Here is a 25,529-nt window from a genome sequence, read left to right on the forward strand (position 1 = left end):
TGACGGTGGACCCGCTGCCGATTGAGCACAATACGACGGTCACTGTTCGCTACACCGGTATGAGCAATCGGGATCGCATAACGTTTGAATGGATTTTTGCCGATGGTACCCACCATACGGCGGTCGAAAATGGGTTGGATGGGGGCACGGTGGTGTTCAACCTGACCTCGGTCAAGGTCTTGCACCGCAGTGTGAACAGTACCGTGTGCTTGAAGTATTCGGTAGAACGGCCGGGTGTGACGGTCCCGATTCCGTCACAGGTGCAGACGGTGAGGGTCGATACGATACAGCCCGCCGATTTACCACAGCCATTGATCAATAATATTGCGCCCGGTGATGTCCTAGACTTGAGAACTTTTGTCGGCGATGGGCTGGCCTCAATTATTAAATGGGCGTTAAGCGCTGCCAGGCAACGTGTATGGATCACTTGTCGCAGTGCACAGATGGCGCCGCTCGATGTTCTCACCGCGAGCGGAGAAGTCATCACCCAGCAGGAAGCTGCCAATGGGTTGAGGAACAAATCGGTAGTGCGCAGCTGGCTACAGGCTGTGCCTCGTGGTCATAACATAACAATATCGTGCGATGTGGCGTATAGCGGCGACATTGATCGTTCTAAAAGCATACCCCTGCGTTCAACCAACTACATTGTTGAGAACGCCCCCCCTATATTGGACGATATGACTGACTTCGATAATTTTAATCGCAATGGTTGGGAGCCATTGAATAGCGGTGTGCCTATTCAGGTGCAGGTATCGGGTACGGAGTTTTATCTGGTCGCGCCGACTCGATATTATTTGGGTTGCACAAAAGCGTTTCCTGGCGCAGGTGCGGGGGGATACCAGATAACGGTTAGGTATCGTCATGCGACTGCGGCAACTACCAACTATGTATGGTTACGTGGCCCTGGCGGCACCTCTCAATATTTCACCACCTCTGCGTCGAGTAGTTGGGTGACGCAAGTGATAGGGCCGGTTTATGCTGGGGAAAACATACAGCTGGATATAAGGTTTGATGGTGGCAATACCCAGCTTGACTCTATTCGTGTCCAAAAAATAAGTGTATAGCCAGAAGAGGCGCTGGTCGACAAAGCAGATCCGTATTAAGCGGATCTGCTTTTTGTGGTCTTTGGACGTTAACGTGTTTGCGTGAGTACGGCGCGGGAAACAAACCGACCATCACCACAGCACCAACGATGCGGGTGAAGGTTTAGCGGTGGGATAACCGAGTGCGAAGTGCTATTTGCACTTTTGCGCGACTTCATCAAAGTTTTGCCCTGAAGGACATGAAAAAAGCTTTTTAAGCCATCTTCCCTGCGCTGAGCTGTATATGCACTGGTAGTATTTTCCAGGTTCATTACTCTTGAAATATCCTGCGACCGTACAGGGAGGGTCAGGCACGTTCTTTGCGGAACTTACGCCACGTTGCTCGGGATTTATTTCGGTACTGCACGCGCTCACCAGCAACGCCAGTAACAGTAACCCCGAGGTATGGGTGATGCGCCGACTTGTGGCTTTGATCTTAAGTATGCTCATGAGGTGCTCCTGTGTTGATGTGCTCCCGTATTGAGCTCCCCCAGATTTCATGCCGTCTACTGTCAAAACTACTAGGTAGAAGGGTTTTTCAGACAAAGGGTGATCCACGCTCACTCCCTGTGAGTCGGCTACAAATTACTTGCGCGCCACCTTGTAGCGCAGGCAATCCTGATAAAAGCTCTGACGAATCGCCTCGGGCTTGAGCCTTGAGCGGCTGTCATAGGTCTGCTCGGTGATCCCCATGGCCATCATGCGCATCCACGATTTGCTGAACTTGAGGGTCTGGATCTTCTGCCGGGCCGCGTACAGCGAAACGCCGGATAACTTGAGTTCCTGGGCCCTGGCGGCCGTGCCTGCGCCCCAACTGCACATGTACTTGTCACCCTCGCGCAATTCCCTGGCCTGCGCGACAGTCGCGCCGCCGGCCAGGGAGCAGGCAATCAGCATCATTCCCACAGAGCGCATTTGCATCCTCACCTAACCACCTGAAAATAAAAGTGATTTTGGCGAGGATTTTGTTACAAAGGGGCCATTAAATTGCCTTACTGCGCAAAGCGACTCGCGGATGCTTTCTATCAAGGCTTGAGTTCGAACAGCGCCGGCATCGGTGGCCACTGCGAAGGCACTTTACGAAAGCGGCTGAACCCGGCTGCCTCAGCCATCTGGCGGGCACGCTTCTCGCCCATGAACGCCCCCAGCCCTGCCCCACCGTGGGACAGCGAACAGGTCATGCAATAGAGGGTGCTCTGCGGGTACATGACGCGCCCGAACAGGTTCATGTTCTCGTGCAGTTCCTCGGACAGGTTGAGCTCCACCATCAGGTAGGTACCGTCTTCGGCCGTGGCGGCGCGCAAATCCTTGAGCATCTGCTGAGGGTCGGTGGCATCGTGGATCACCACAAAGGTGGTCACGAAGTCGAATTGCTGGCCGCGCAAGGCATCGGAGTCGTTCACCTCGAATTGCACCCGGTCACCCACGCCGGCCGCCTCGGCGTTGGCCCGCGCCAACTCGATGGAAGGCAGGTGGAAATCGCAGCCGACAATGCGCGCCTCAGGATAGGCCTTGGCCATGGTGATCGCCGCCAGGCCCGCACCGCAGCCAAAATCCAGGACACTGCCGCCGGTCTTGAGCTTCTCTTCGACGCCATCCAGGGATGGAATCCAGTGCTGGACCAGGTAATGCTTGTACCAGGGCATGGTCATGCGCTCCATGCCTTTCCAGGTTTCCAGCGGGAACGCCTCTTCAGCGCAGCCACCACCATGGCGGAAGGCTTCGATGACCTTGGGTGCCATGCTCACGAACGGCACGCTCAGCTGAATGATGCCGCCGGCGAAATACGGCGAGTCTTCATCGGCCAGCACGGGCACAAATTCAGCCGGCATCTGGTAGCGGCGGGTTTGCGCGTCGTAGGTCACATAATTGCCGGTGGCCATGCTGCCCAGCCATTCGCGCAAGTAACGCGCGTTGTAGCCAGTCTTGTGCGCCAACTCTTCCAGGGTCACCGCCTGGCCGTCGGCCAATGCCTTGAACAAGCCGAGTTGGTCGCCGATGTAGAGCATGGCACCGCGCAGCGTGTTGCCGTAATCCTCCATGATCCGCGCCGAGAACTGTTGGACCTTGGCTTTATCAACTTCCATAACGTTGGACATCTGTCGCTCCTTGATGAATTTGCAAGTCTGTTAAGGGATCAGTGGCCGGCGAGTTTGGCCAGCACGTTGTCAACGATGCGCTCGGACATGCCCAGGTGGGTCCTGGGCTCGAACAACCGTGCCAGGGCGCCGTCACTCATGACAGCAAGCACCCGCGCATCGGCCTCGATTGCCTCGCGGATCGACACGTGATTGCGCTGGCTGGCCTGGGATACTTCGAAGATGATCTGGTAGGCGCTGCTCTTGCCCAGCTTGCGCGCCATTTCGAACACCACCGCTTCGGTGCAGATGGCATCGCCATACGCCTGGGCGGTGCCTTCCATCTTCTGCACATTCACGGTGAGCCCGTCGATGGTCTCGGTCAGAATCGAGAGCGCCATCAATGCGTAGTGGGAAACGTCCGCGACCGCGCACCACTCCAGCCGCGTACCGCGGTAATCGCGCTCATGCTCAAGAATCATCGCGTCCAGCGCGAGCATGACCTGGGCCTTGGCCAGCCGCGCCAACACCACCACCTGCTCGCAGCCTTCGGGGTTGCGTTTGTGCGGCATGGTGCTGCTGCCGATCTGCTGGTCGCTCCAGCCCACTTCCACTTCAGCGATTTCCCAGCGATTGAGCGTACGGATTTCATCGGCTACGCGGGCCAACGAGGCGGTAACCATGGCCAGGGTGCTGACGAACTCCGCAACGCGGTCACGGGACACATGCCAGCCCGTCAGGGGCACTTGCAGCGACAAGCGCTGGGCAAAACGCTCCAGCATCGGCATGGCGTCCGGGCCGAACGCCGCCATGGTGCCGACCCCGCCGAACAGTTGCACCACCAGTACACGCTGGCGGGCTTCGGCCAAGCGCTGCTGGTGGCGCAACAGCTCATCGATCCAGCCAGCGACCTTCAGCCCGAAGGTGGTCGGCAAGGCGGGAATCGAGTGGGTCCTGGCGACCATCAGCGAGTCACGGTGCGCATCGGCCAGGGTCGACAACTTACCCAGCAAAGTCTCCAGGGCCTGGTCCATCGCATCAAGCACATCGCGCATCTCCAGGGACTGGGCGGTGTCCTGTATGTCTTGGGTGGTAGCGCCGTAATGCACGTATTCACGGGCACTGGGGCTGCAATTTTTTTGCAGGGCGCTCAGCAATGGCATCAGCGAATGCCCAGTGGCAACCACACCCTCGGCCAGTTGGCGCACATTGATGCCCGATAGCAACGCGGCCTTTTCGATCTCCAGGGCCGCCTCGCGCGGGATGATGTTGACATCGGCCTGCGCCATGGCCAGCGCGGCTTCCACGTCCAGCCAGCGTTGCAGGCGACAATGACTGCAAAAAATCTTGCGGCTCTGCGGGCCGGCATAACCCGAACCGTGGGTTTTCGAATCGAGGATGTGGCTGTGTTCGTGGCGGCATTGCTCGCCGTCATGATCAAAACCTGGGTGGTCCGAACGTGCGGTGCAAGACGCACGAGCTGTCGTTTCCAAAGTTTGCGCATCCATCACATACCCTCCGTAGCGTACAGGGACTGATTGGTATTGCCTTGGGTTGCCATCAGTGCTTCAGCGCCATCGCCTGAAGCGCGAGGTCGTGCTTTAGTTGCCACCAGATCGACCATTTCGGCCGCCAGCCCTGTGTAGGCCGTCGGGTCAAGCAAGTCATCGAGCATTTGTGGGCTGAAACAACCGCGCAGCCGAGGGTCGCCAAGCAGCGCGTCGCGAAAGCAAACGCCCGCGTCTTGGGCCTGCAGGGCGATGTCGTGCACCAGGTGATGGGCCGTCTGCTTGCCACACCGAGGCGCCAGCGCAAGCATCACGCGCTCCGACAGGATCAGCCCGCCCAACAAGTCCAGGTTGCTGCGCATGCGCGCTTCACGCACCTCCAACCCCGCCAGCAGCAAGCCTTCCATACGAGCGAGCAACGCACCGGCGTAAATGAACAGCTCGGGTAAGGCCGCCCATTCGATGCGCCAGGTGGTGCCGTCACGCTCGTGCATCTGGAAAGCCGCATCGGTCAGCGCAACCATCTGCGCACGTACCAGCCGTGACAGCGCGCTGATCAAGTCCACCGTCGACGGGTTTTGCTTGTGGGGCATGGTGCTACTCCCCACTTGCCCGGCTCGCCGCCCCTCGCGCACTTCGTCGATCTCGGTGCGCTGCAGGTGGTAGATCTCATTGGCGACACGCCCCAACGTCGCCGACGCCTGCACCAGCAGCCACGCCGCTTCCAGGATGCGGTCGCGGGCGCTGTGCCAACTGGTCAACGGCGCCGCCAGGCCGAGGCTTTCCAGGGTGCGGCGCTGCACGTCCAAACCCTGCGGGCCAAGCCCGGCCAGGGTGCCCACGGCGCCGGTCAGGTTGCCGACCATCACCCGGGCGTAGGCTTCGTCAAAGCGTTCAAGGTGTCGATCAATCTCATCGACCCACACCGCCACCTTGTAGCCGAACGTGGTGGGCAATGCGTGTTGGCCATGGGTTCTGGCGACCATCGCCGTGTGCTTATGGCGCAGGGCGAGCGTGAGCAGATGCCCGCGGATCCCGCGCAAACGCTGCACTGCCAGGCCCCAGGCATCGCGGATTTGCAGGATGAGGCCGGTGTCGAGGATGTCCTGGGTGGTCACGCCGTAATGCACGTATTCGCCCAGCCCATCGGCGCATAACCCCTGCAAGGCGCGCAGGGTCGGCACCAGGATGTGCCCGGTTTCCAGGCCCTCGCGCCCCAACGCATCGAGGTCCAGCAGTTCCACGCTGGCTACCCGGGCAATCTCCCGGGCGGCCTCGTGGGGGATGAGGCCCATCTGCGCCTGGGTCGCCGCCAGCGCTGTTTCAACATCGAGCCACTTCTGCACCTGATTGGCATCAGAGAAGATTGCAGCAAATTCCGGGGACGAGTAAGCGCCCCCGTGGATACGGGATTCAGTGATATGACTTGGCATGTCGGGTTACTCGGGTTGTCCAGGGAGGGCTACTTCACGCGTTGTACTTCTTCCCAGACTGCATCGTAATAAGCCCGCTCCAGCCGGAAGTGCTCGGCCAGAGACGTCAGGAACGCATTCTGGAACCCCAGGTCCGGAATACGCCGTGAGATCAGTGCCCATTCACGCTTGGCCCGCGGCGGCACCAGGCTGATGTGCACTTCGTAGTACTCCGCGTCATCCTGGCTCAAGCCCGCGTTGCGCAGGGCGTTGTACAGCTTGCCGTGGTTACCGGGCACCACCAGTTCGGTGATGTAGAACACCGCCAGGCCCCAGCCGACATCGGGGTTGCGGAAACAGCGTGCGCGGTTGTTGAGGTAGGCGATTTCCTCGGGCATCGTCGAGAGGGCCTCGAAATCGGCATTCAGGCCCACGGCGGCGAGCAGCTTGGCCAACAGCTTCGGGTGGGAACGCTGCTCATCCTCTTCGCCCAACTCGCCGTAGAGATAACGCGCCAGGGCAGCCGCCTCGTCCACGTCAGTCAGGTTGACCAGCAGGTCGGCGGCGTCCCGGTAAAGGCGATAAGTACGGAACCATTGGTGGCGCAAAAACACCTGCAGTTGCTCGTGAGAGGCTTTGCCTTCAAACACATACTGCGACATCGGATGGTTTTCCCGCGACTGCGCGGCAATCTGCTCTTCCAGGCGTTGCTGGAAACCGGCCTCGGACAAGGGCGATGCCAAGTCGGCTGACGGCATGAAACGCTCTTGCACGCTATAGACGGCATTGGCCAGCCAGCGCCGGGTCGAGGCGGTGGCCACGTCGTCGCTCAACGAGAGGATGTACAGCAATTGCTGGCACTGCGCTGCATTCGCGGCGTCGCCACGTTGGCCGGTCTCGCACAGGGCGCGCAGCATATTGGCGGCAATTTCGATGCGATTGAACGTCGCGTCCGGTTTCAAGGCTTCCGCCAGCAGACGGGCTTCGGCCGTGTGAATATTCTGCAATTGCGCCAGGGAAAAATTACGTGGGCTCATCATGTGCTCCATTATTTTTGTTTTTGGATCGCAGGTCGTTCAGGCAGACAGGCGTTGGGCCTGCATCTGCTGCCACAGGCTGTCGAAGTAGGCCTTGTTGATCTCGAAGTGGCGCTTGAGTGCGCGCATGAACGTGCGTTGAAAGCCTTCCTCGCTGGCGAACTTGGCAATCAGTGCCCACATTTCTTCGGTGTCGATCTCATCCTGGGTGCCATGCAAGCGGTGGAATTCGCTGGGCTGCGCCGGTACATCCAGGCGCTGCAACAACTCGTAGATGCGCCGATGGTTGACGCAGCTGACAGACTCCACCGCATAGAGCAGCGCAAGGCCCCAGGCGACATCGGTGTGGCGCACACAGCGAATGCGATTATTCAGGTAGGCCTTTTCCAGCGGATGCAGCGCGGGGAAATCGATGGCCAGCGGAATATCGAAATACTCCATCAGATGGGCGAGCATCGCAGGGTGCGAACGCTCCGGTGTCTCAGCGCCTGCTTCGCCGTACAAGTTGCGGTAAAACACCGAGGCGTCTTCGATGGCTTCGAAACGAAAGGCCAACTCGGCCAGCAGGCTGTAGAAGTTGTAGGAACGGGTCCAGTGATGCTCCAGGAAAAAGCGCACATCCTGCACCGGCGGCGTACCTTGGAACAGGTGCACCGACATCGGGTGGTTGACCCGGCTGCGTGCGGCGATTTCAGCGTCGACCTGTTGACGGAACTCGTCCGCCGGCAACGCTTTAAAGCCCGGCACGTCGGCGGCGAACTCATCTTCGACGCGGTAGACCTCGCTGGCCATCCAGCGCCGGGTCGGCTCGGTGCGCGGGTCACCGGGGAGGTGCAGTTGCAGCAGGGCTGACTGATAGTGCGCATAAGCTTGGGCGTCTCCCGCCAGGCCTTGCCGGGTCAGTGCGAGCAGCGCTTCCAGCGCGCGGGTGACTTGGGCGTAGTTGGCGCTGGGTTCCAAGGCATTCACCATCAGCCGCGAGGCGTTGGTGAAGAGATCGGAATCCGAGCGTTGTTGCAGGGCAGCAGTATCCATTGATAACCCCTGAATCTTGTTTTTGTGGTTGGGCGTACTCGGAAAAAAGCCTAAAGGTTCCCGTAGTGGCAAGGTCAACACCTGTAGGAAAATTCTTTCAAAGGCTTGGAGATGGGGGGTTGGCGCCACCAAACAATAGGTATTACACAACTCCGTAGCAGCCAGCGGTAACCACGATGCGAAGCGAGTCGCTCTTGATCTTGCTCTTGATCTGAAGCGCCCCCCCCCAAATCACTGGCGGATTACGGGCACACCGAGCCCAAGCGAGGTGCCGAGTGGTGGGGCAAGAGCCCTTTGGTTACTTTGGGCTGGGCCGGCATTCCGGCTCTTTTCCAAAGTGCCCCGCTGTCAGAGCGGAACCCTAAGTGGTCGTGACCGCAGGAATGGATATGTACACGGTATAACAGCGTCGGCTGTCAGGGCGTCATCGCAGGCAAGCCAGCTCCCACAGTTGGACTGCGGGGTGTCAGGTAGATAGGCGTCGACTGGCAGGCCGTCATCGCAGGCAAGCCAGCTCCCACAGTTGGACCGCAGGGTGTCAGTTAGATAAGCGTCGGCCATCAGACCAACGCCCTGCGCTCACGCACAAAGCGCGGCAACTGATCCCCAGGCAGTGCCTTGCTGAAATACCAGCCCTGGATAAACAACTCAGGCCCGTTACTCAAAAAGGCCAATTGCTCAGCCGTCTCAACCCCTTCCACTACCACGCCCAGGTCCAAGGCCTCGCAGAACCGCAACATACCTGTGAGCACCTGGGCGCCTTTAGGGTCATGCTGGGCAACCACAAAACTGCGGTCGATCTTGATGAAATCCACAGGAAACTGGTGCAGATAGCTCAACGCAGAAAACCCAGTGCCAAAATCATCCAGATAGACCTTGGCGCCCATGGCCTGCAACTTCTGGATGGTCTGGCGGGTGGCCGGGATGTCGCTGACCAGCGCGTCTTCGGTAATTTCCACTGAAACTTGCCCACGGGCCTGGCGAAGAATTTCCACCAGGCGGTCGCCATAGGCGGCGTCCTTGAGCGTGGTGCTGGAAATATTGATGGTCATCGGCAGTTCAAAACCCACCTTCTGCCATTTCTGATACTGGCGCACAGCCTGGGATGCCACCCACACGTCTACGTCCGGCATCAGCCTGGCGTGCGCCAGCCATTGCAGGAACTCCCAGGGCGAATGCACCGTGCCCTGGCTGTCCAGGGCGCGCATCAGCGCCTCGCACCCGGTGCACAAACCGGTGCGGGTGGAGATTTGGGGTTGAAACTCAAGGTAGAACTCGTAATCGCTGATCTGTTGAATACGGTTCAACTCAGCGGCCTGACGGGCCAATGTCTGGTGAGTGGCCAGCACCGGATCGAACTCCAGCAGACGGCCTTTCTCCTCGAGACCGCGAAAGGTCATGTCAAGGGATTTGAGGTACACCGTGCCGCCATCGCTGGACTGGCGATGAATCGCCCTGACGTAGGGCGCATACACCAGGGTACCGGCGCCCAACAGAACGATCTGCAACACCACCGCCGCCACATCGCCATGGGTGCTGAGGTACGCGTTGAGCAGCACCGGGGCGGTAAAGGGCACGCTGGCCACCGCCGGTGAGACCCAGCCCAGTTGCACCACCATCAACGCCACCATCGCGTTGAACGCCGGCACCAATAGAAATGGTATGAACAGGCGCGGGTTGAGGATGATCGGCAAACCGAACAACAGCACTTCGCTGACATTGAATAATGACAGCGGCAAACTGGCCACCGCCAGCAAGCGCATGGACTGGCTCTTGGAAAATAGCAGGATCGCCAATAACAGGCATAAGGTTGCGCCCGAGCCACCGATAAACGCAAAACTGCCCAGCAAGCCGTTGTTGAGCAGGTACAGCACCGGCTCCCCCGCCGCCAACGCTGCGCCATTGAGCGCCACCGCCTGGTCCAATGCATCGAATAACGGCTGCATGGCATACACGCCGTGAATCCCGAAGAACCACAGCAGCGAATTCATCAGGGTGACAAACAACCCGCTGCCGTAAGGCGTCTGCAACGCATCAAGCACCTGCGGCCCCTGGATTTGCGCCACATGGGGGATCAACAGCAGCAACGACAACACCGCCACCAACGACAAGGCCGTGAGTGCGCCGGGTATCACCATGTTGATGGTGCCCTTGAGGTTATGGCCGACCAGGTCCTGGTTGACCAGGCGCGTCCAGCGAAAGCGGTGCAGCCAGGCGATGGCCGGCACATTGATCAAGGGCGAAGCAATGGCAATAAACAACAGGAACGTGGCCGAAGCACGCGGGTACTCACGCAGCACGAAGGTTGCGACCACTACATGGGCCAGGCACAGGAAGGCGACCGGCAGTTGTGGCAGACGGTGTTGAATCGCCAACATGTAACCGATGGAGGCCGCCACCAGCAACGGGATCACCGAGCTGATCTGTTTATGCAGCCCGGCCAGGAAACTCACCACCTGCGCATCGAACCCCAGCGCCAGGGCGCATTCGGACAGGATAAGGAAACCAGCGGACACCAACAGGCACGGCAGTATCCACAGCAGCCCCTCCCGAATCGCACGCAGCGACTCCGTGCTGGCCAGGACCGCCAGGCGCTGTGTCAGGAAAAGTTTGAACAGGGTGTGCGCCATGGGCCGTCCTCTGCCTGTCACCGACTGCCGCTGAAGATCAGGGCCGGAAACACCCGCTAACGCTACACGGCCTGATAGCCGAAGCGAAAGCCTTTATCCCCGTCCCTGCCCGGCTTTTTTACCAGTGAATGCCGGGTTGCTAGACTAAATCCCTACAGATTTATCGAACTTTCTGACTTGAATCATCCCCTAAGGCTGTCTGAGTCGGTATCATCCGCACGGTTTGTGCGTGTTAAAGGATGTTACAACCTGTCTGATAATGGGTACGCACTCAGGGAATCTTGCCTGGAACGACAACAGGCCAAAGGAGAGAACCTCACTATGCAAGACAAACGCTCAAGTCACATGCGTCCTCTGTTTGTCACCATCCTGCTGTGGTTGTGCAGCGTGGTGTTGCTGTTTGTAATCAAGAACCTCATTGAGTTGTTTACCGGGCCTGTGGCTGAAACCTGGGTAGACCTGACCCTGGTGCTGGTCGCTTACCTGATGTTTTTCTTGCTGGCGCCGTTGCAAAACTGGATGCAGCGCAGGTCGCGCAAGCGTGCCCGCCATCACCTCAACGCACGCGCGTCCGATAGCAACTCTCACCCTTCTCATTAAGGTGTCTACCTGTGTCGGCACCCAACGATACGCACCAACTTGCGCTGGACAGATTCCTGCGCGAACAACCGCAGGTCGCTGCCGAGCTGGACAGCCTCAACCCGCTGGTAGCCCAGGCCAGGGGCGAAACCCTGGCGCAGTATCGCGCCGAACGCCTGCATGAGGCTTTCGAAGCACACGCTGAACAGCAAAAATTATTCGCCTGGGAATTGACCCTCAAGCTGACGGCCGATTCGACCGAAGCCTTCGAGGCCCAGCGGCGCGAAGTGCATAAAGAAGTCGCACAGATGGCAGGTATGGACTGGGCGCAGTACTGCCAGTTGCACGGCTTGGCCGTTTGACCTTTGCCCTACAAGCACCAGCGTGCTCGGTTGCGCCCCATGACGTGACGCAACTCGGCGACCGTTATGCTTCGGTGCTGCGGGTCTATCGCCAACGCTGCCTGTAACGCCACCCAGCAATGCCTGGGCAACTGCGCGGGCCGGGGCAGACAGACCGTGGAGGCGCGCTCCCCAACGCGCTTGCCGTGGGCCAGTTCGTACAGGACGCAGGCCACGCCGTACAGGTCGGCAGCGGCGGTCAGCGCACCGCCGGCCAACAGTTCCGGGGCGGCGTAGGCAGGTGTCCAGGCATTGAAACGACTGCGGCTGACACTCGGCAAACCCATTGCGGCGCCTGCTTGAGCCTGGCCCAGGCCGAAATCGAACAAGCGCACGCCCTCCTCGCCCACCATGACATTGGCTGGTTTGATATCACCGTGCAGAACGTCTTGCTGGTGGGTGTAGACCAGCGCATCCAGCAACTGCACGGCGATGGGTCGCAACTCCCGCCAGGGCAAGCCATAGGGGCACTCCAGCAGCAGGCGGTCCAGCGTCACTCCTTGCAGCAACTCCATGGTGAAAAACGCGACTTGACTGTGTGTATCGACCTCAAACGAAAACGCCCGTACCACATGCGCGTGCCTCAGGCTGCGGGTCAACGCAAACTCGCTGTACAACAACACATGCGCGTCGGGGCACTGGGAAATGGGTTCGTCGAGTAGCTTGATCGCGACCTTGGAACAGGGTTCGCCCAATTGCTCGTGCAACAGGTCGCGCGCGCGGTACACCCTGCCCATGCCACCTCTGCCCAAGACACGTTCAAGGTGATAGCGCCCAGACAGTAAACGGCAGGCTTGAGCTGCCGAGTTCATGGCTGCACCACAACCGCAGTCAGGTCATCGCGTATCGGCCGGCGCAACGCCGCTGCAAATAGCCGTTCCACTGCCCGTTGAGGCGTGCCCATGCTCAACGCCCGCCCCAGGTCAACGTGGCTGAGGGCCTGATACAAGCCATCACTGCACAACAAAAATACATCCCCAGGGCGGGTACGCAGTTCCAGTACCTCCAGATGCAACCGCGAACGCGCGCCAACGGCCCGGGTCAAGGCCCTGGCACCCGGGTAAGCCTGGGCTTGCGCCACACTCAACTGACGCTCGTCCATGAGGCGCTGCAGCAGCGAGTGGTCCTTCGACAATTGGTAGAGGCTCTGGTCGCGCCATAAATAGCAGCGACTGTCTCCCGCCCATAGGCAGGCCGCCCGGCCCTTCTCCAACAACAGGGCGACCACGGTACTGCCCATCGTCACTTCACTGGTTGCGCCAGGTTCTGTCCATGCGCGTCGTACTCCTTGGTTGACGTCCTGCAATTTGTTGCGAACCGCCTGAATACGCTGGTCAAGGTTGCCGTCAGCCGACACTGAAGCCAAGTGGCTGACTATCCACTGGCTGGCGACATCCCCGTGCCGATACCCGCCCATGCCGTCCGCCACCGCCCAGCAACCCGTGCTCGGGTTGTCCAGGAATGCATCCTCATTGCGCAACCGCGCCAGGCCTCGCTGCGTGCGCCCGGCGCTGCGCCACGGGGCTTCCATCGGGGTCACAGCTGCTCCGGCAGGCGAAAGGTGCGCCATGTGTCCATGTCAAACGGACCGGGCGTACGCTGGCTGGTGAGCCGGTAATTGGCGCGCAGGCCGGCGAGGTCTGCCTTGAGGATCTGTATATTACGGCCGCTGGCGGGCTCTTTCTGCAGCAGGTCCAGAAACCGGAACAACGACCACGCTCCAGTGTCTTTTTCGATGCCCAAGGGGCGCTGCTCCGCGCCTCTCTCCAAGACGAGGCTGCTGCGCCCATTGTCTGCGTCGGTGGGCCAATGGAACGTCATGGGTACGATCGGACCGTGGCGATACTCCAATTGCTGGTCGCCAAACCGCAGGATCGCTCGGCTGACCGATGGGTCCAGGCTGTAGGGTGCCAAGGTGAATCGCACGGACAACTCCCCCGCGTCTTCGGTAAAAAAGCCGCGGCGGATGACCTGGGTCTTCATCAATTGCTCCAGCAGCGCACGGGAAACCGGCAAACTCTGGCCATCCAGCCCACGCAATCGGTAGCGGCTGCCGTCGGCACTGATAAAAGGCCGCAGGTAGCCCTCATAAAAGCGCGCCATCACCCCGCGTGGCTTGAAGAACTCCTGAAAATCGTGAAGGGCGACCTCACTGCTGGCGTGCGCATTGAATGGGTAACGTCGGCCAATGGCCTTGGCATAAAGGCTATGCACCTCGCTCTGATAACGTTGGTTGACGTGCACATAGGCCTGTTCCAGCAAATGCCGCCAACTGTCATCCGCCATACTTTCGAGCCAGCCGGCAACGGGCAGCGGCAGGCGAGCGGCGGCGTCTCGCAGATGGCCCAATGCATCCTGCTGGCCCTCCATGCGCTGCCTGGCACGCAGGAAGGCGGCCTGCTCGGGTGCGCTGTCCCGGTTCAAGGCCGTCAAATGCAGGTGCACTTCATCCAGCAGACGCAAGGCCTGAGTCAGCTCTACGCCGGGGTTCTGCTGCTCATCCAGCAATTGATGCAAAGGCTCAAAGCGGCGCTGCAAGGCGCGCCGCGGAGCCTCGACAATAGCCGCCTGCCCCGCCGTCAACCTCGACTTGGCCATCTCGCCCAGGTCTGCCGACTGCTGGGCCACTTTGTCCAGCAGTCCATGGCTTGGCAACAAACGCGTATTTTCACGCACCTGTTGCAAGAGACGAATCAAAGGCGATTGCGCCGACGTCAGGTTCATCAGTTGCTCGGCATCCTGGCGCAGGTTGTCAGTCTCTTGCAGCCTGACTCGGCCAAGCGCATCGCTCCAGGCATCGGCATACTCGCTGAAATAACGTTGCTGCAGTTCAGCCATCAGGCGCCGCAAGTCCTCGGTCCCCAGGTCGGTACCCTCGCCGAGCACCCAGTTGTCCTGGGTGATGGCGTTTACCAACCGCGGGCCCTGCGCCTCAAAGTACTGCACATAGCGTTTGGTATAGAACCCCGGCACAGGCGGATCGATAGCGGCGAACACCTTACCCTCGGCCAGCCGCAACGGCTCCAGGCTGCGCGCTTGTTCGCGCAATACCCGATAGACCCCATCGGCCAACGATTCGCCCCTCAGCGCTTCACGGGCCTGGGCCACCCGCTCCGCGTTGAGTGACACCACAAAAGGTTGCTCCAGCAGCCGCGCAAGGTGCACATTGAGGCGCTTCTGTGTTGGCATATCCCCGGCAAACCGCACCGACCAAAGGCTTGCAATATGTTCTGCCAGCCAGGTCGTGTCACGGCGTTCGCGCAGATTGAGCATCAGGTAGGCACGCAGGTCGTCGAGCAGCCGCTCCCGGTCCCCGAGGCTGGCAATTACCTGTTCTTCCAACTGGGCGGCTGTCCAGGCCAGAAATGGCTTTTGCAGCGCGTGATCATAGGCTTGATCGACGCTGGGACGGCTCAGTTCGCCCTGATACAGCCCGGTGCGCTCCACCAGGCGTACATCTGCCGGCCCAGGAAAAACCTGGGTCGCCGCCAGTCGCGCGTCCAACAGCGCCAACAGCGCCGTGCTTTCATCGTCGGCCGCAAGGGCGAGCGGCGGGTGTGAGGTCAGCGCCGACAATTGCGCCAAGCGTTGGTGGTTGACTGAGTAACTGTGCCCCCATAGCCCGCCGACACCGCCAATAACCAGCGCTGCAGCCACCGCCTGCGCGCCCTGGCGCCAACGCAGACGTTGTTGTTCCTGAGCCTGCAAACCCGCAAGGTCGGCCTCGGCGAAGATCACCTGGCTGAACAGACCCTGCACAAAGCGCGGGTGCCTGCCATCGGCGCAGGTCAAGAAGAACCCTCGCAAACCGTTGATGGGTTGGTAGCGATGTGCGCAAAACGCCATGTCAACGAACAGGCTGACGCGCTCCCCCATTCGTGCTGCCTGCTGGGGAAACTCCAGCATCTGCCCACGTCGCTCGACATTGCGCTCCTGATGCAGTCGCCCAATCAGCTCACTGTTCAAGCGCTGCAATAATTGCTCGACCGCCTGACGAACCTGTGTTGTGTCAGTACCGTCGGCGCAACCTTGCAGGTGCTGACCCAACACGCTGTCGGCACTTTCTCCAAGGGGTGAGTCAAAGAATTCAGCGAATCCCGGCAATCGGTCGGCGTGGGTCAACACCAGGTAAATCGGCACATCCACATGCAACGTCTGTTGGATCTCTTGCAGGCGCGAGTGTACATGGCGTGCGTGATGATCCAGGTCGTATTCGTTGGTGCTCGACAGCATGTCGACCGATAGCGTCACCACCACACCGCTGAGCGGCCGCACTCGACGGCGCCACCGGAGCAGATGCAGCAAGGTGATCCAGCCTGCGGCGTCCACTGAAGAGTCGGGCTGGGTAAGGTAGCGTCCCGGGGTGTCGATCAGCACGCCTTCGTCGCCGAAATACCAGTCACAATGGGCACTGCTACCGATCGGCCGCGTTTGCGCGTGGTCCAGCGCCAGCGGCAAGCCCGCTGCCGCCAGCAGCTGTGTCTTGCCACTGCCCGGCTCACCGATCAACAGGTACCAGGGCAACTCATGACGCCAACGCGCGTTACGCTCTCCATAATGGCGGGATATCTTGAGCAGGTGCACGGCTTTCTTGAACCGACTGCGCAGGTGCCGGCGTTCGTCCTCCACCCGCGTCATCGGCTGTCGGCGCACCTCGCGTTCTGGTCTTTGGCGCCAGGCGGCAAAACCTGGGCCCACAAACGCCATCGCCAGTCCCCATAGCAAGAACACACCGCTGATGGTGACCAACCGAGCAGTCGCCCCGGCCCAGATACGGTGATCATCCACTGCCAGCAGCGGCCCCAAGAACCACACCATTGCCGCGCAGGAAAGCACCAGCAACAGGCTCCACACCCAAATCCTGCCCAGCACGGTGCCCACCCCCTTGAAGAATGCGATCATTCATTGCTCCCAGCGTTTACAAGGGCGTGCGGACCAGATCCGACGCCGAAAGTTGAAGGGGGTGCAGCGCGTTTGTACGCTCGTTGCTCAGCACCCAGGCAAACCCTGTGTACATCGCCAACACACACACCAAGGTGAGGCCGACCCACCAAGTGGCAGGGATGACCCGCACCTGCTTGCGCCGGTCGGTCCGCTGCTGGGCAGGCAGTAGCGCTTGCGCCGCCGGCTCCCCACGTACGTGCCTGATCTGGCGATACAAGGCATCGCGGACAGCCTCAAGTTGCGTCACGCCCCGCTCCATCACCCGGTATTTGCCTTCGAACCCCAGGGACAGGCACAGATACAGCAACTCCAGCATCGCCAGGTGCTTCACCGGGTCGCGCGTGAGACGCTCCAGCAACTGGAATACTTTTTCGCCGCCAAAGGTTTCGTTATGGAAGCGGCTCAACAGGCTCATCTTCGACCATTCGCTTTGCGCCCCCCACGGTGTCGTCACCACCGCCTCATCGATCACGCTGCACAACACATAGCGCGCCGACATGACCTGGCTGTTCTCCACGCCGCCCTGCAAGGCGCGGGTTTCGAACTGAGTCACCGCCAACACTAATCGGTCGTTGAGCGTGCCCAGGTTTTCACGGCCGGAGCAGACCCTGATCCCAATAACCTCGAACAATACCGCCAAGGCTGCGGCTACCAGCGGGTTGAGCCCTGTCTGAAAGCTATGCGTATCGAGCCTGTGGCCGGCGTAGATCATGCGGTCTTCCAACTGTTCGTAGCGCGGCGGCGATGGGAAATCCGTCAACGGCCCCTGGGCAGGCTCATGAGTCTCCCGGTCGAGCAGGACGGTTTTTTCATCCTGGGTGTATTCACTGTCCATGGCATTCAGTTCCTGATGGCCCAGAAGTCGAGTTCAAGCCCGGTGAATTCACCGCCTACGTGGAAAGCGAAACCACCCGACTGTTCCAGCTGTGCGATATCACGGGGGCTCATATCGAGCACGAAATAGGTCTTGCCGGCATGGAAAGGAATCTGTCGCGGCGCCACTGGCAAAGGCTTGACCTTGATACCGGCCAAGTGCAGGTTGACCAACTCGCGTATGCGCTCAACCGGCGCGACTTTCAGGTGGGCTGGCAGGCGCTGGCGCAATTCCTGCGCCTCACACTGCGCGGTGGCCGCCAGGATGAAGGTGGCTGTGCCAAGCAGTTTCAACTCGCTGACCGGGCATACCAGCACCCCGTACTGGCGAGGCTGCAATGCCAACTTGATCGCCTGTTGCTCCAGCACCACCGACAGTGCCGTACGCACCTGCGCCATCAGCCCGCGAAAACTGGCGCCCTGATCGCCGTGTTGATAGTGAACATCCAACTGCGCGCGCTTACTTTCAGTGGTGAAGGTTGATAGCTCCCCGAGCAGCGACACCAGCGCACGGAACACCGCTTCAGGCCGCACCCGCGTCTGGCTCAGGCAGTGGCGCAGCTCCAGCTCACTACGATTGATCACTTGCAGCATCAGGAAATCGGCGATTTGTGTGCCTTGGGTCGTGCTCTCGCCACGAATGCGCGCCGCGATGGCATCGCCCCGACTGGCAAGCAGGCCAATCACCTCCTTGAGACACGACGCCACGTACCCATGCTCCTGCACGAAGATAAACGTCGGGATGAACGCCGTATCCAGGTTCACACCGCCTTCACCGCTGGCGTCGAGTACCTGGGCCACCTTGAGCTTGATGAAGTGCTGGTCACCCGGCTGTTCACCCAACAGAAGACGTAAGTCCGGGCGCGCGCAGTGGATTCGGCAACGCGTATCCGCCCCCACGTTGGAATCCCCCACTTCCACTTCACAGCTGAGGTAGCGCGCCAACACGTCACTTTGCTCAGGCCGGCGGGCTTCAAGGTGACTGCCGCTGACCAGCGGCAGCGCCAGGTAAACCCCTTGCGCGCCCGAACCCTCTGGCACCTGCACCACCAGCGGCTCCATGGCAGCATTCAAGTCAAACAGGCTGCCGTCCGGCAACACGCCGCTGGCCTGGTTGACCACCAGCTTGCCCAACTTGAGGTACTGCGTATTGAGTTCGAACGTGAGCAAACCCCAGGTGTCACTGCCCAGCAGGCGGGTCTGATTGAGCTGCTGGTGGTAATAACGGTCGTTGTGTTGCAAGTGCTGTGGCCGCAACAGCATGCCTTCCTGCCAGATAACTTTATGAACCTGCATGTTATTGCGCCTCCACACCGGCGAGCGGGTCAGCAACACGTATACCGCCCTGGTCCAGCACCAGCTCGACACGGTTGCGTTGCTGTACCGTCAAGGGCACCAGCAGCCGCCACTGGACATGGGGCAAGTCTCGAAAAGCGGCCAGTACTCCCACAAAACGACTATCGGGAGCGATGCGCAGTTTGAGCGCCAGCCGGTCACCCGGGCGCAGCTCAACCTCCTCGCTGCCGACCCAGTCCTTTGGCAGCGTGTGCTGCGCATTGCCATACAGGCTGAAGAAGTCGGCATGTTCAAAGGCAACGCCATGGCGCAGTTCGATCAACTGCACCACCACGGGAGAAGGACGACCGTGCAAGTCCGGGTTGACGTGCTCGCTGGCAGTCAGCACCACGTCCAGCTTGGTCAGCGTGGAAAATGGCGAGACGGCGCTGCAACCCGCCAACAGCCCGCACAAGAGCAACAACGAAACAAAGGTGGCTCGATACATGATTATCATCCTGGAAAATCAATGTGCAGGCTGGAGATCAGGCGCACCTGCTCCTCATAAGCCTTGGCGAAGTCGCCGGCCAACGGGCGATCATTCAACTGTTCTTGCGCCACCACACGCTGGTAGTAACGCTGGTAGGCACGCCACCGCCCGCCATCGGAGAAAAACCCGGCAGGCTTGCCCTGGGACGCAAAACACCCCAACAGATGGCTGGGTTCAAAGACAGCGCGGGCATTACGCATGGCGCTTCGACAAGCGGCCAGCAACGCAACCTGATGCACCTGCAGTTCCAGGTGCACCTGGGCAATGGCGCGCACCGCGGGCAGTTGACCCAACTCCCGGGTATCGAGCATCGCGGATAAAGCAGCATCGGTGTCGCTATACACTTTCAAGGGATTCTGGCCGGAGCCCTGACTGGCGAACGGCGCCATACCCAGTTCGTTATTCAGTTCTTCACGGGTGCGCAAACCTTGTTGCAGCCCTTCGATCGTCACCCGAAACAAGCGTGCCACCTTGATCGCCAATGCCTCCCGGGCCGGTGTGTCGAGGGCCGTCAGGTCCATACCCAGGACCGCTGCAAATTGCGACCAGAACACCTCGTCGGTCGACAGCGTCGACGCGACAGCGGGTACCGCGGTAACCTCCATCGAAGGGTCTTGCCGCCGCGGCAATACCACGTGCTCGCAATCGGCCCCATAGTGATCTGCCCATACCGCTTGCTCATCGGCGCTCTTGTTCAAGGCCTCCAGATCATCCGACGTGGCCCGCATCTGCCGATCAAGATCCAAGCCATGCAACGGGTCCAGCGACAGGAAAGCGTCATCGGGGATCGGCACCGCCGCTGGCGCCAGCAGCTCGTCGGAAGGTCGCGGCGATTCCAGCAATCGCGCACGTATCGTCAACACCCCCAGCTCGAATACGTCGCCGTCACTGATCAATCGTGCCTGCCCCTTGCGCAGGCGCTCAGGACTCTTGGCCATCCCGATACCGTTGCGGCTGATATCCGTGAGGAAATAACGTCCTTCACGGTAACCGATCAATCCATGATGGCTGGAGAGTACGCGGCTGGCGTCAGGGATCACCCAGTCACATCCAGGACCACGCCCGATCACGCCGCCTGTACCGTCAAATACTTTGCGGGCCAAAAGTAGGCTCTGGTCGCTTTCGCACGCGCAGACCTCAAACACAAGCTGCAGCTTCATGCCCCCTCCTTTCAGCGGCCACGAATGATCGCCTGCGGGTCACCCATGGGGTGGTACTCGGCATCATCGAACACATAGTTAGCGTTACAGCCTCCCAGCAAACACATCACCAGCACGACGACGTGCCATGGACGATCAGGCATCAGGTTTCTCCCACAGTAAAAATCAAGTGCACCATTCACCGTTCCTCCCGGGCATCGCCAAAGGGAATGTTCAAACGGGCAAGACGGTAAAGCAGGGTGCGCCGGGCGACCCCCAGCTCCCGCGCGGTGCGGGTGCGATTGCCATGGTTCTTGTGCAGGCAGTCGAGCAGGAACGTACGCTCCACTCGCTCCATCCGCTGGCGCAGCGTCACGTCATCGGGAGTGGCCGGCTCTGGTGCCAGCGGCAGTGCCAGGTGCTCGGGCCGAATCACGCTGTCGTCACACAACAACACGGCGCGTTCCACCAGGCATTTGAGCTCGCGTACGTTGCCGGGAAAACCATGGCTGGACAGTTGATCGAGGGCGGTATTCGCCCATTCGACAGGTGGCCTCCCCAGCGCCGCGCACACCTTGCCTGTGAAATGGCGCGCCAGTTGCAGCACATCGCCGTCCCGCTCGCGCAGGGCCGGTAAGGTGATGGGGAACTGAGCCAGTCGGTAATAGAGGTCTTCGCGAAAGCGCCCTTCGGCGACCATCGCCGCGAGGTCGCGGTGGGTCGCGGCAATGATGCGTACGTCGACCTTATGTGCCGCACTGGCACCCAGCGGGCGAACCTCACCCTCCTGTAATACCCGCAGCAACTTGGCTTGCAAGGGCAGCGGCATATCGCCGATCTCATCCAACAGCAACGTACCGCCATGTGCGGCGTCGAACAGCCCCCCGTGATTGCGATCGGCACCAGTGAACGCACCTTTGCGGTAGCCGAACAGCTCACTTTCAAGCAATCCTTCCGGGAACGCCGCGCAGTTCTGCACGACAAAGGCCTTGGCCTTGCGCGGCCCGGCCGTGTGTATGGCCCGGGCCACCACTTCCTTGCCTGTGCCGGTCTCACCCTGCAACAGCACGGTGTAAGGGGTGTGCAGGACTTTACTGATCAAACGACAGGCCTGCTCCATTGCCGCGCTGGTGCCAATCAGGCCGTATGCGCCAGCCAAGGGTTTGTGGCCTGCGGGCTTTGGGCCGACGTTGGGCTGCCTACCGCGCAGTACGCGTAACCGGTTCACGGCGTAGCTGCCCAAATGCCCCAACGAGGGGGCGTAGCCTTGCAGCTGGGCCGGCTGTTGGCGGGCGCACACCAGCACCCCAGTTATCCGCTCACATTGATTGAACAGCGGCACGATTAATAGCGCACGCCATGGTGTCGCCAATGCGGGCAGAAAACCTGTGTCATGGCCGCTGCCTTGCACATCCTCCAGGCTCAACCCAGTGCCTTGGGTCAAGGCGTCGTGCAGCAACTGTTGGGAATGCTGACCAGGCCGTGGAGGCATGACGGTGAGCGACGACACTTGGGCTAGATGTTGGGCGATCAGTTCAAGCCGGCCGGTCACTTCATCGAGCAGATACAATTGGCTGACGTCAGATTGGCTCAGCCGGGCCGCCGTGCTGACACATCCGTCAGGTAACGCGTGTTCATCACGCTCGAACCCCAAGCGTGCGAAACAGGCAGACAACGCGTCGGCATACCTCAGCGCGTCGGCCCCGCCACCGGGCAGGTTATCGGTCATTGGTTGCACCCGCAGAAATCCACCAGGGCCGATGCTATTTCCAGCCGTGCTGACAGTGCGCCGATCATGCGTTGCAAATCCCTGTTCATCATGTCCATTCATCCCTAATGAAAATTACGGGTTAGCGTGACTACGCCATCGGCCCGCTCGTGCCCCAGCCAGGTGGTCCAACCCAGGCGGCAAACCGTGTTTTCGCCAATGTGCAGAGCCCTGATCTGACCCTGCGCCAGTACCAGACGCAGGTCGTATTCCAATGGGTCGCGCAGGGTCAGGCGCACCAGCGAACGCAGCGGCTGATAGGCCTTTCCCGTGGGCAGGAAGTCGTGAAAACGCTGCCACCCCAACGCGCGGACATGCACCCTGAACTTGCCACTGCGGTCAGCGACGCGGCGCCCCAGCACCAGGTCCTCGCCAAGCACACTGTTGGCCCGCCCCAGGTCATTGCGCTGGACCGGGCTGATCTCGACCTGGCGTTCAACCCACTGCTCGATAAACAACGCGTCGTGCTTGAAGTAGTAGCGCAGGACCGACTCGATCAACGCCGCCGAGTGCACACGCACACTCAGCAGGCCCAGGTAGGGCAGCAGGCGTTTGCAATCGAGCTGGGAAGCGCCACGGATTGCGGTGCCGCCCAGACCCGTCAAGGCAAACATCTGCTCGGAAAAACCATCACTGGCGCCTGCCCGGAAACACGCCCGATAGCGGTACTTGCGCCAGATCGGGAGCATCAGCCGGTGCAAGCGATGATGGAACATATCCAGGAAATCTCGAGTCGGGTTGCCGCCTGGCTGCTCGGCAAATGCCTGCTCACCATAAAACGCAGGCAGTGGGGACCCGGCGCCAAATAACCCCAGTACATTGAGGCGCAGGCGTGCGCGCAAATGTCCATGCTCCATAAAGAACTCCACTCGGTCGATATCGTGCGCGGCAAAGCCCAAGCCAGGGTTGGCCTGGAACTCCAACTGGTCGTACAACGCGTCCTCATCCAGCAGCGGATGAGCCTCACGCAATCGCTCGATCACCTGCAAAACCGCCTGGAACAACGTGTATTCACGGATACCACGGCAAAGTTGATTCAGAGCAGGGGCTGTTGTCCCGTCAGGGATGGCCATAAATACACGTCTCCTTGTGTGCTGATGACACGCAACTCGTGATGGGAATTGAGGCTGGCATAAAGCGCAAAGAACTGATTGAGGACCGAAGCGAATACAAATAAGTCGCCCTGGCCGACAAAGCCTTGGGAATCGACCGTCAGATCGACCCGCACCCCTCGCACGGGCAACCCACGATGCAGGCGATCCGTTGCCTCATGATGGATGGCGCGCAAAGCCGCCAGTCTTTTCTGGCTGACCTTCAGCGCCTGGCGGTCGTAATAACGCGGCAGGTCGTAGGTTGCGAGAATCGCCTTCAAGGCGTTGATGTCGATCAACGACAAGTAGTTGAGCGACATATTGCTGATGAGATTCCACAGGAAATCCTGGTCCAGGGGCGGTGCGTAGCTCGCCGTTGGCGCGGTGATATTGCGAAACGTCAACGACTCCGGTGTGTGTTCGCCGGGCTGGTTGATATCGCCTGCACGTAATTGCCGTGGCAGGTTGCAATTGGTACAGGTCAGTTCGACCGACAGGGTTTCCTGGCCCTGTTTGCGGCGATTGCCGAACCCCATCCAGGTGTCGAGTCCACCATGTTGAACCGACGAACGTTGGCGAATGCTGTAGCTGGGCGGTGCCGCCACAGGCTCGCTGTGGCAGTCATGTTCAAACGACTCGAACCGCACGTAGGTTTGATAGCCCAAGCCACCGGGGCGCCAGCCGGTGACCCGGTCCACTGAATACACGCTGGCATTGCCCGGCGTGTATTCCCCAGGTACCAAAAGGTACTCGTCCTGTTTACCGTCCAGGCGAATGGGAATTGCATCCTGAGTAAACAGGTTGACGATGGGCGTGCAATACAGCTTTACGTTATCCAAGGTAGGACGCAGGGGCTCGCGGCCCTGACTGCGGAACTCGAAACGCATCACCAGGCCGTGCGCCTGCCGGAGCAACTCGTGAGACAACGTGTGCAACACCTCCAAGCCTTCGACATCGACAAACAGGTACTTCTCGGGAAACGCGAAGTACTCCTGCAGGTGCCGATAGCCCTCCAGCGTGTTCTGCGGATAAGGAATCAGCGCCTGTTCCTGGGAAAACCCCACTGGCCGGACCTGGTTGGCATTGAGCCGCAGCGTCAGGGGTTGGTCATCGCCGGCGCTGATCGGCAGGCCATCATGATCCACGAGCTGCAGGCTGATTCCCGCCAGATGACGCAATAGGCCCAAGTACAGGCCCTGACTGATGTAGTGGTCGCCGGCCAGGTGCAGTCGCAGCGAATCGAATTCCAACTCACTGAAGCTGCCGTCGACACTCATGCACAGGCGCAAAGCCAACCAGGCCCCTTCGCCCTGGCATTTGTATTCCAGGTCAGTGAGTTGCAATGGCATGACATCGGTGGGATAGCATGTACGGAACTGGCAACGCTCACCGTGGATGGGAGCGCTTTGCACGGCGGTATCCCGAGCCACCCGAACGCTTGGGCCGGCGCGTTTCAACGGGTCGAATTGCAAGATGCTGAAGGCCGGTATCGGGCGCATGTAATGGGGCCAGAGCAAGTGCATCAACGAGTGCGTCAACTCCGGCAGTTCGTCATCCAGCTTCTGACGCAAGCGCCCGGTCAGGAATGCAAAGCCCTCCAGCAAGCGCTCGACATCCGGGTCCTGGCCCGCTTCGCCGAGAAACGGCGCCAGGGCGGGATTACGTTCGGAAAAACGTCGCCCCAGTTGGCGCAACGCACTGAGTTCGCTTTGAAAATAACGGTTAAGCGTCATTGGCACAGACCTCAACCCGCCCGGTATCCGTGAGGCGCGCGTGGAACACTACAGGATGCAGTACGCCCTCAATCATCCGCTCAGCCTCAATGGCGAATGCCAGGGACAAGGAGTCACGCACAACCGGCAACAGCCTGACACGTACGTTCGTCAGCCGCGGCTCATAGGCCTGGATAAAACGTTCGATATGCAGCCGCGACTGGCTCAAGGACTCATGCAAGCTGAGCCGCATGTCATTGAGGTCAGGCAAGCCATAATCAGGCAGCGTCTGGACACTGCCCGCACGAGTGCTGAGCATTTTCCCCAAATGTGCGGCGATGGACGCCACGGTGGCACCCGGGTTAGACGCCCCCTGCTCGAGGCGTTCGAAAAGGCTGTTGTGCTCAAGCATGCC

Annotated in this window: 22 protein-coding genes and 1 pseudogene; 3 read left to right on the plus strand and 20 right to left on the minus strand. The window is 60.2% G+C overall.

Features of this window, described 5'->3' with window-relative positions; translation table 11 throughout:
- Window positions 1–1,064 (plus strand): annotated as a pseudogene (locus tag JMV15_RS24510) (hypothetical protein); the annotation flags it as partial.
- 171 nt (window positions 1,065–1,235) lie between these two features.
- Here the strand turns inward: JMV15_RS24510 and JMV15_RS28805 are convergent.
- From JMV15_RS28805 to JMV15_RS24550, 8 genes are all read right to left on the minus strand, one after another.
- The gene (locus tag JMV15_RS28805; RefSeq protein ID WP_353956204.1) at window positions 1,236–1,583 is read right to left on the minus strand and encodes a chitin binding peritrophin-A domain-containing protein; all 348 of its coding nucleotides are present in this window, start codon (window positions 1,581–1,583) and stop codon (window positions 1,236–1,238) included.
- A gap of 84 nt (window positions 1,584–1,667) precedes the next feature.
- Window positions 1,668–1,997 carry a hypothetical protein gene (locus tag JMV15_RS24520; RefSeq protein ID WP_003191756.1) on the minus strand — a complete coding sequence of 110 codons (330 nt, stop codon included), beginning with the start codon at window positions 1,995–1,997 and terminating at the stop codon, window positions 1,668–1,670.
- Between the two features lie 110 nt (window positions 1,998–2,107).
- Window positions 2,108–3,181, minus strand: coding sequence for a class I SAM-dependent methyltransferase (locus JMV15_RS24525; protein WP_014718237.1), 1,074 nt, complete (start codon window positions 3,179–3,181; stop codon window positions 2,108–2,110).
- A gap of 38 nt (window positions 3,182–3,219) precedes the next feature.
- Entirely contained in the window at window positions 3,220–4,668 is a 1,449-nt protein-coding gene (locus JMV15_RS24530) for a class-II fumarase/aspartase family protein (RefSeq protein ID WP_014718236.1), read from the minus strand.
- On the minus strand, window positions 4,668–6,101 hold the full coding sequence (locus tag JMV15_RS24535) for a class-II fumarase/aspartase family protein (RefSeq protein ID WP_069868408.1): 1,434 nt from the start codon (window positions 6,099–6,101) through the stop codon (window positions 4,668–4,670). The genes JMV15_RS24530 and JMV15_RS24535 overlap by 1 nt, the downstream gene beginning before the upstream one ends.
- 29 nt (window positions 6,102–6,130) lie before the next feature.
- A complete protein-coding gene (locus JMV15_RS24540) occupies window positions 6,131–7,117 on the minus strand; it encodes an HOASN domain-containing protein (protein WP_032903843.1) in 987 nt (328 codons plus the stop codon).
- Between the two features lie 39 nt (window positions 7,118–7,156).
- Window positions 7,157–8,152 (minus strand): HOASN domain-containing protein, encoded by a 996-nt coding sequence (locus JMV15_RS24545; protein ID WP_014718233.1) that lies wholly within the window; start codon window positions 8,150–8,152, stop codon window positions 7,157–7,159.
- 560 nt (window positions 8,153–8,712) lie between these two features.
- Entirely contained in the window at window positions 8,713–10,782 is a 2,070-nt protein-coding gene (locus JMV15_RS24550; protein ID WP_201491945.1) for an EAL domain-containing protein, read from the minus strand.
- A 345-nt stretch (window positions 10,783–11,127) separates the two neighbouring features.
- Here JMV15_RS24550 and JMV15_RS24555 point away from each other — a divergent pair, with 345 nt between their 5' ends.
- Window positions 11,128–11,382, plus strand: coding sequence for a hypothetical protein (locus tag JMV15_RS24555; RefSeq protein WP_224797013.1), 255 nt, complete (start codon window positions 11,128–11,130; stop codon window positions 11,380–11,382).
- Window positions 11,383–11,393: 11 nt separating this feature from the next.
- Window positions 11,394–11,723 (plus strand): DUF6388 family protein, encoded by a 330-nt coding sequence (locus tag JMV15_RS24560; RefSeq protein WP_014718230.1) that lies wholly within the window; start codon window positions 11,394–11,396, stop codon window positions 11,721–11,723.
- Between the two features lie 8 nt (window positions 11,724–11,731).
- Here the strand turns inward: JMV15_RS24560 and JMV15_RS24565 are convergent, their stop codons facing one another.
- The 12 genes from JMV15_RS24565 to tssE all read right to left on the minus strand — a co-directional run bounded on the left by JMV15_RS24565 (window position 11,732) and on the right by tssE (window position 25,526).
- Window positions 11,732–12,574, minus strand: a complete 843-nt coding sequence (locus JMV15_RS24565; protein ID WP_081339065.1) for a serine/threonine-protein kinase — start codon at window positions 12,572–12,574, stop codon at window positions 11,732–11,734.
- Complete coding sequence (locus JMV15_RS24570) at window positions 12,571–13,293, minus strand: PP2C family protein-serine/threonine phosphatase (protein ID WP_069868951.1); 723 nt, start codon at window positions 13,291–13,293, stop codon at window positions 12,571–12,573. Before JMV15_RS24570 ends, JMV15_RS24565 begins: the two co-directional genes overlap by 4 nt.
- A gap of 5 nt (window positions 13,294–13,298) precedes the next feature.
- Complete coding sequence (tssM, locus tag JMV15_RS24575) at window positions 13,299–16,664, minus strand: type VI secretion system membrane subunit TssM (protein WP_069868404.1); 3,366 nt, start codon at window positions 16,662–16,664, stop codon at window positions 13,299–13,301.
- A 16-nt stretch (window positions 16,665–16,680) separates the two neighbouring features.
- Complete coding sequence (icmH, locus tag JMV15_RS24580) at window positions 16,681–17,541, minus strand: type IVB secretion system protein IcmH/DotU (RefSeq protein ID WP_014718226.1); 861 nt, start codon at window positions 17,539–17,541, stop codon at window positions 16,681–16,683.
- A gap of 5 nt (window positions 17,542–17,546) precedes the next feature.
- The gene (tssK, locus tag JMV15_RS24585) at window positions 17,547–18,875 is read right to left on the minus strand and encodes a type VI secretion system baseplate subunit TssK (RefSeq protein ID WP_020301576.1); all 1,329 of its coding nucleotides are present in this window, start codon (window positions 18,873–18,875) and stop codon (window positions 17,547–17,549) included.
- A gap of 1 nt (window position 18,876) precedes the next feature.
- On the minus strand, window positions 18,877–19,362 hold the full coding sequence (tssJ, locus tag JMV15_RS24590; RefSeq protein ID WP_014718224.1) for a type VI secretion system lipoprotein TssJ: 486 nt from the start codon (window positions 19,360–19,362) through the stop codon (window positions 18,877–18,879).
- Window positions 19,363–19,367: 5 nt separating this feature from the next.
- The gene (gene tagH / locus JMV15_RS24595) at window positions 19,368–20,564 is read right to left on the minus strand and encodes a type VI secretion system-associated FHA domain protein TagH (RefSeq protein ID WP_014718223.1); all 1,197 of its coding nucleotides are present in this window, start codon (window positions 20,562–20,564) and stop codon (window positions 19,368–19,370) included.
- A gap of 11 nt (window positions 20,565–20,575) precedes the next feature.
- Window positions 20,576–20,707: a hypothetical protein gene (locus JMV15_RS24600; RefSeq protein WP_014718222.1), complete on the minus strand. Its 132-nt coding sequence runs from the start codon at window positions 20,705–20,707 to the stop codon at window positions 20,576–20,578.
- Between the two features lie 35 nt (window positions 20,708–20,742).
- Window positions 20,743–22,272, minus strand: a complete 1,530-nt coding sequence (locus JMV15_RS24605; protein ID WP_038449941.1) for a sigma-54 interaction domain-containing protein — start codon at window positions 22,270–22,272, stop codon at window positions 20,743–20,745.
- Window positions 22,273–22,376: 104 nt separating this feature from the next.
- Complete coding sequence (gene tssG, locus JMV15_RS24610) at window positions 22,377–23,384, minus strand: type VI secretion system baseplate subunit TssG (protein ID WP_014718220.1); 1,008 nt, start codon at window positions 23,382–23,384, stop codon at window positions 22,377–22,379.
- Window positions 23,348–25,135: a type VI secretion system baseplate subunit TssF gene (gene tssF / locus JMV15_RS24615; RefSeq protein ID WP_069868402.1), complete on the minus strand. Its 1,788-nt coding sequence runs from the start codon at window positions 25,133–25,135 to the stop codon at window positions 23,348–23,350. Before tssF ends, tssG begins: the two co-directional genes overlap by 37 nt.
- Window positions 25,125–25,526: a type VI secretion system baseplate subunit TssE gene (gene tssE / locus JMV15_RS24620; protein ID WP_014718218.1), complete on the minus strand. Its 402-nt coding sequence runs from the start codon at window positions 25,524–25,526 to the stop codon at window positions 25,125–25,127. The genes tssF and tssE overlap by 11 nt, the downstream gene beginning before the upstream one ends.
- Window positions 25,527–25,529: the final 3 nt, after the last annotated feature.

The organism is Pseudomonas paracarnis (genome assembly GCF_904063055.1).
In the GTDB taxonomy this organism is placed as follows: Bacteria; Pseudomonadota; Gammaproteobacteria; order Pseudomonadales; family Pseudomonadaceae; genus Aquipseudomonas; species Aquipseudomonas paracarnis.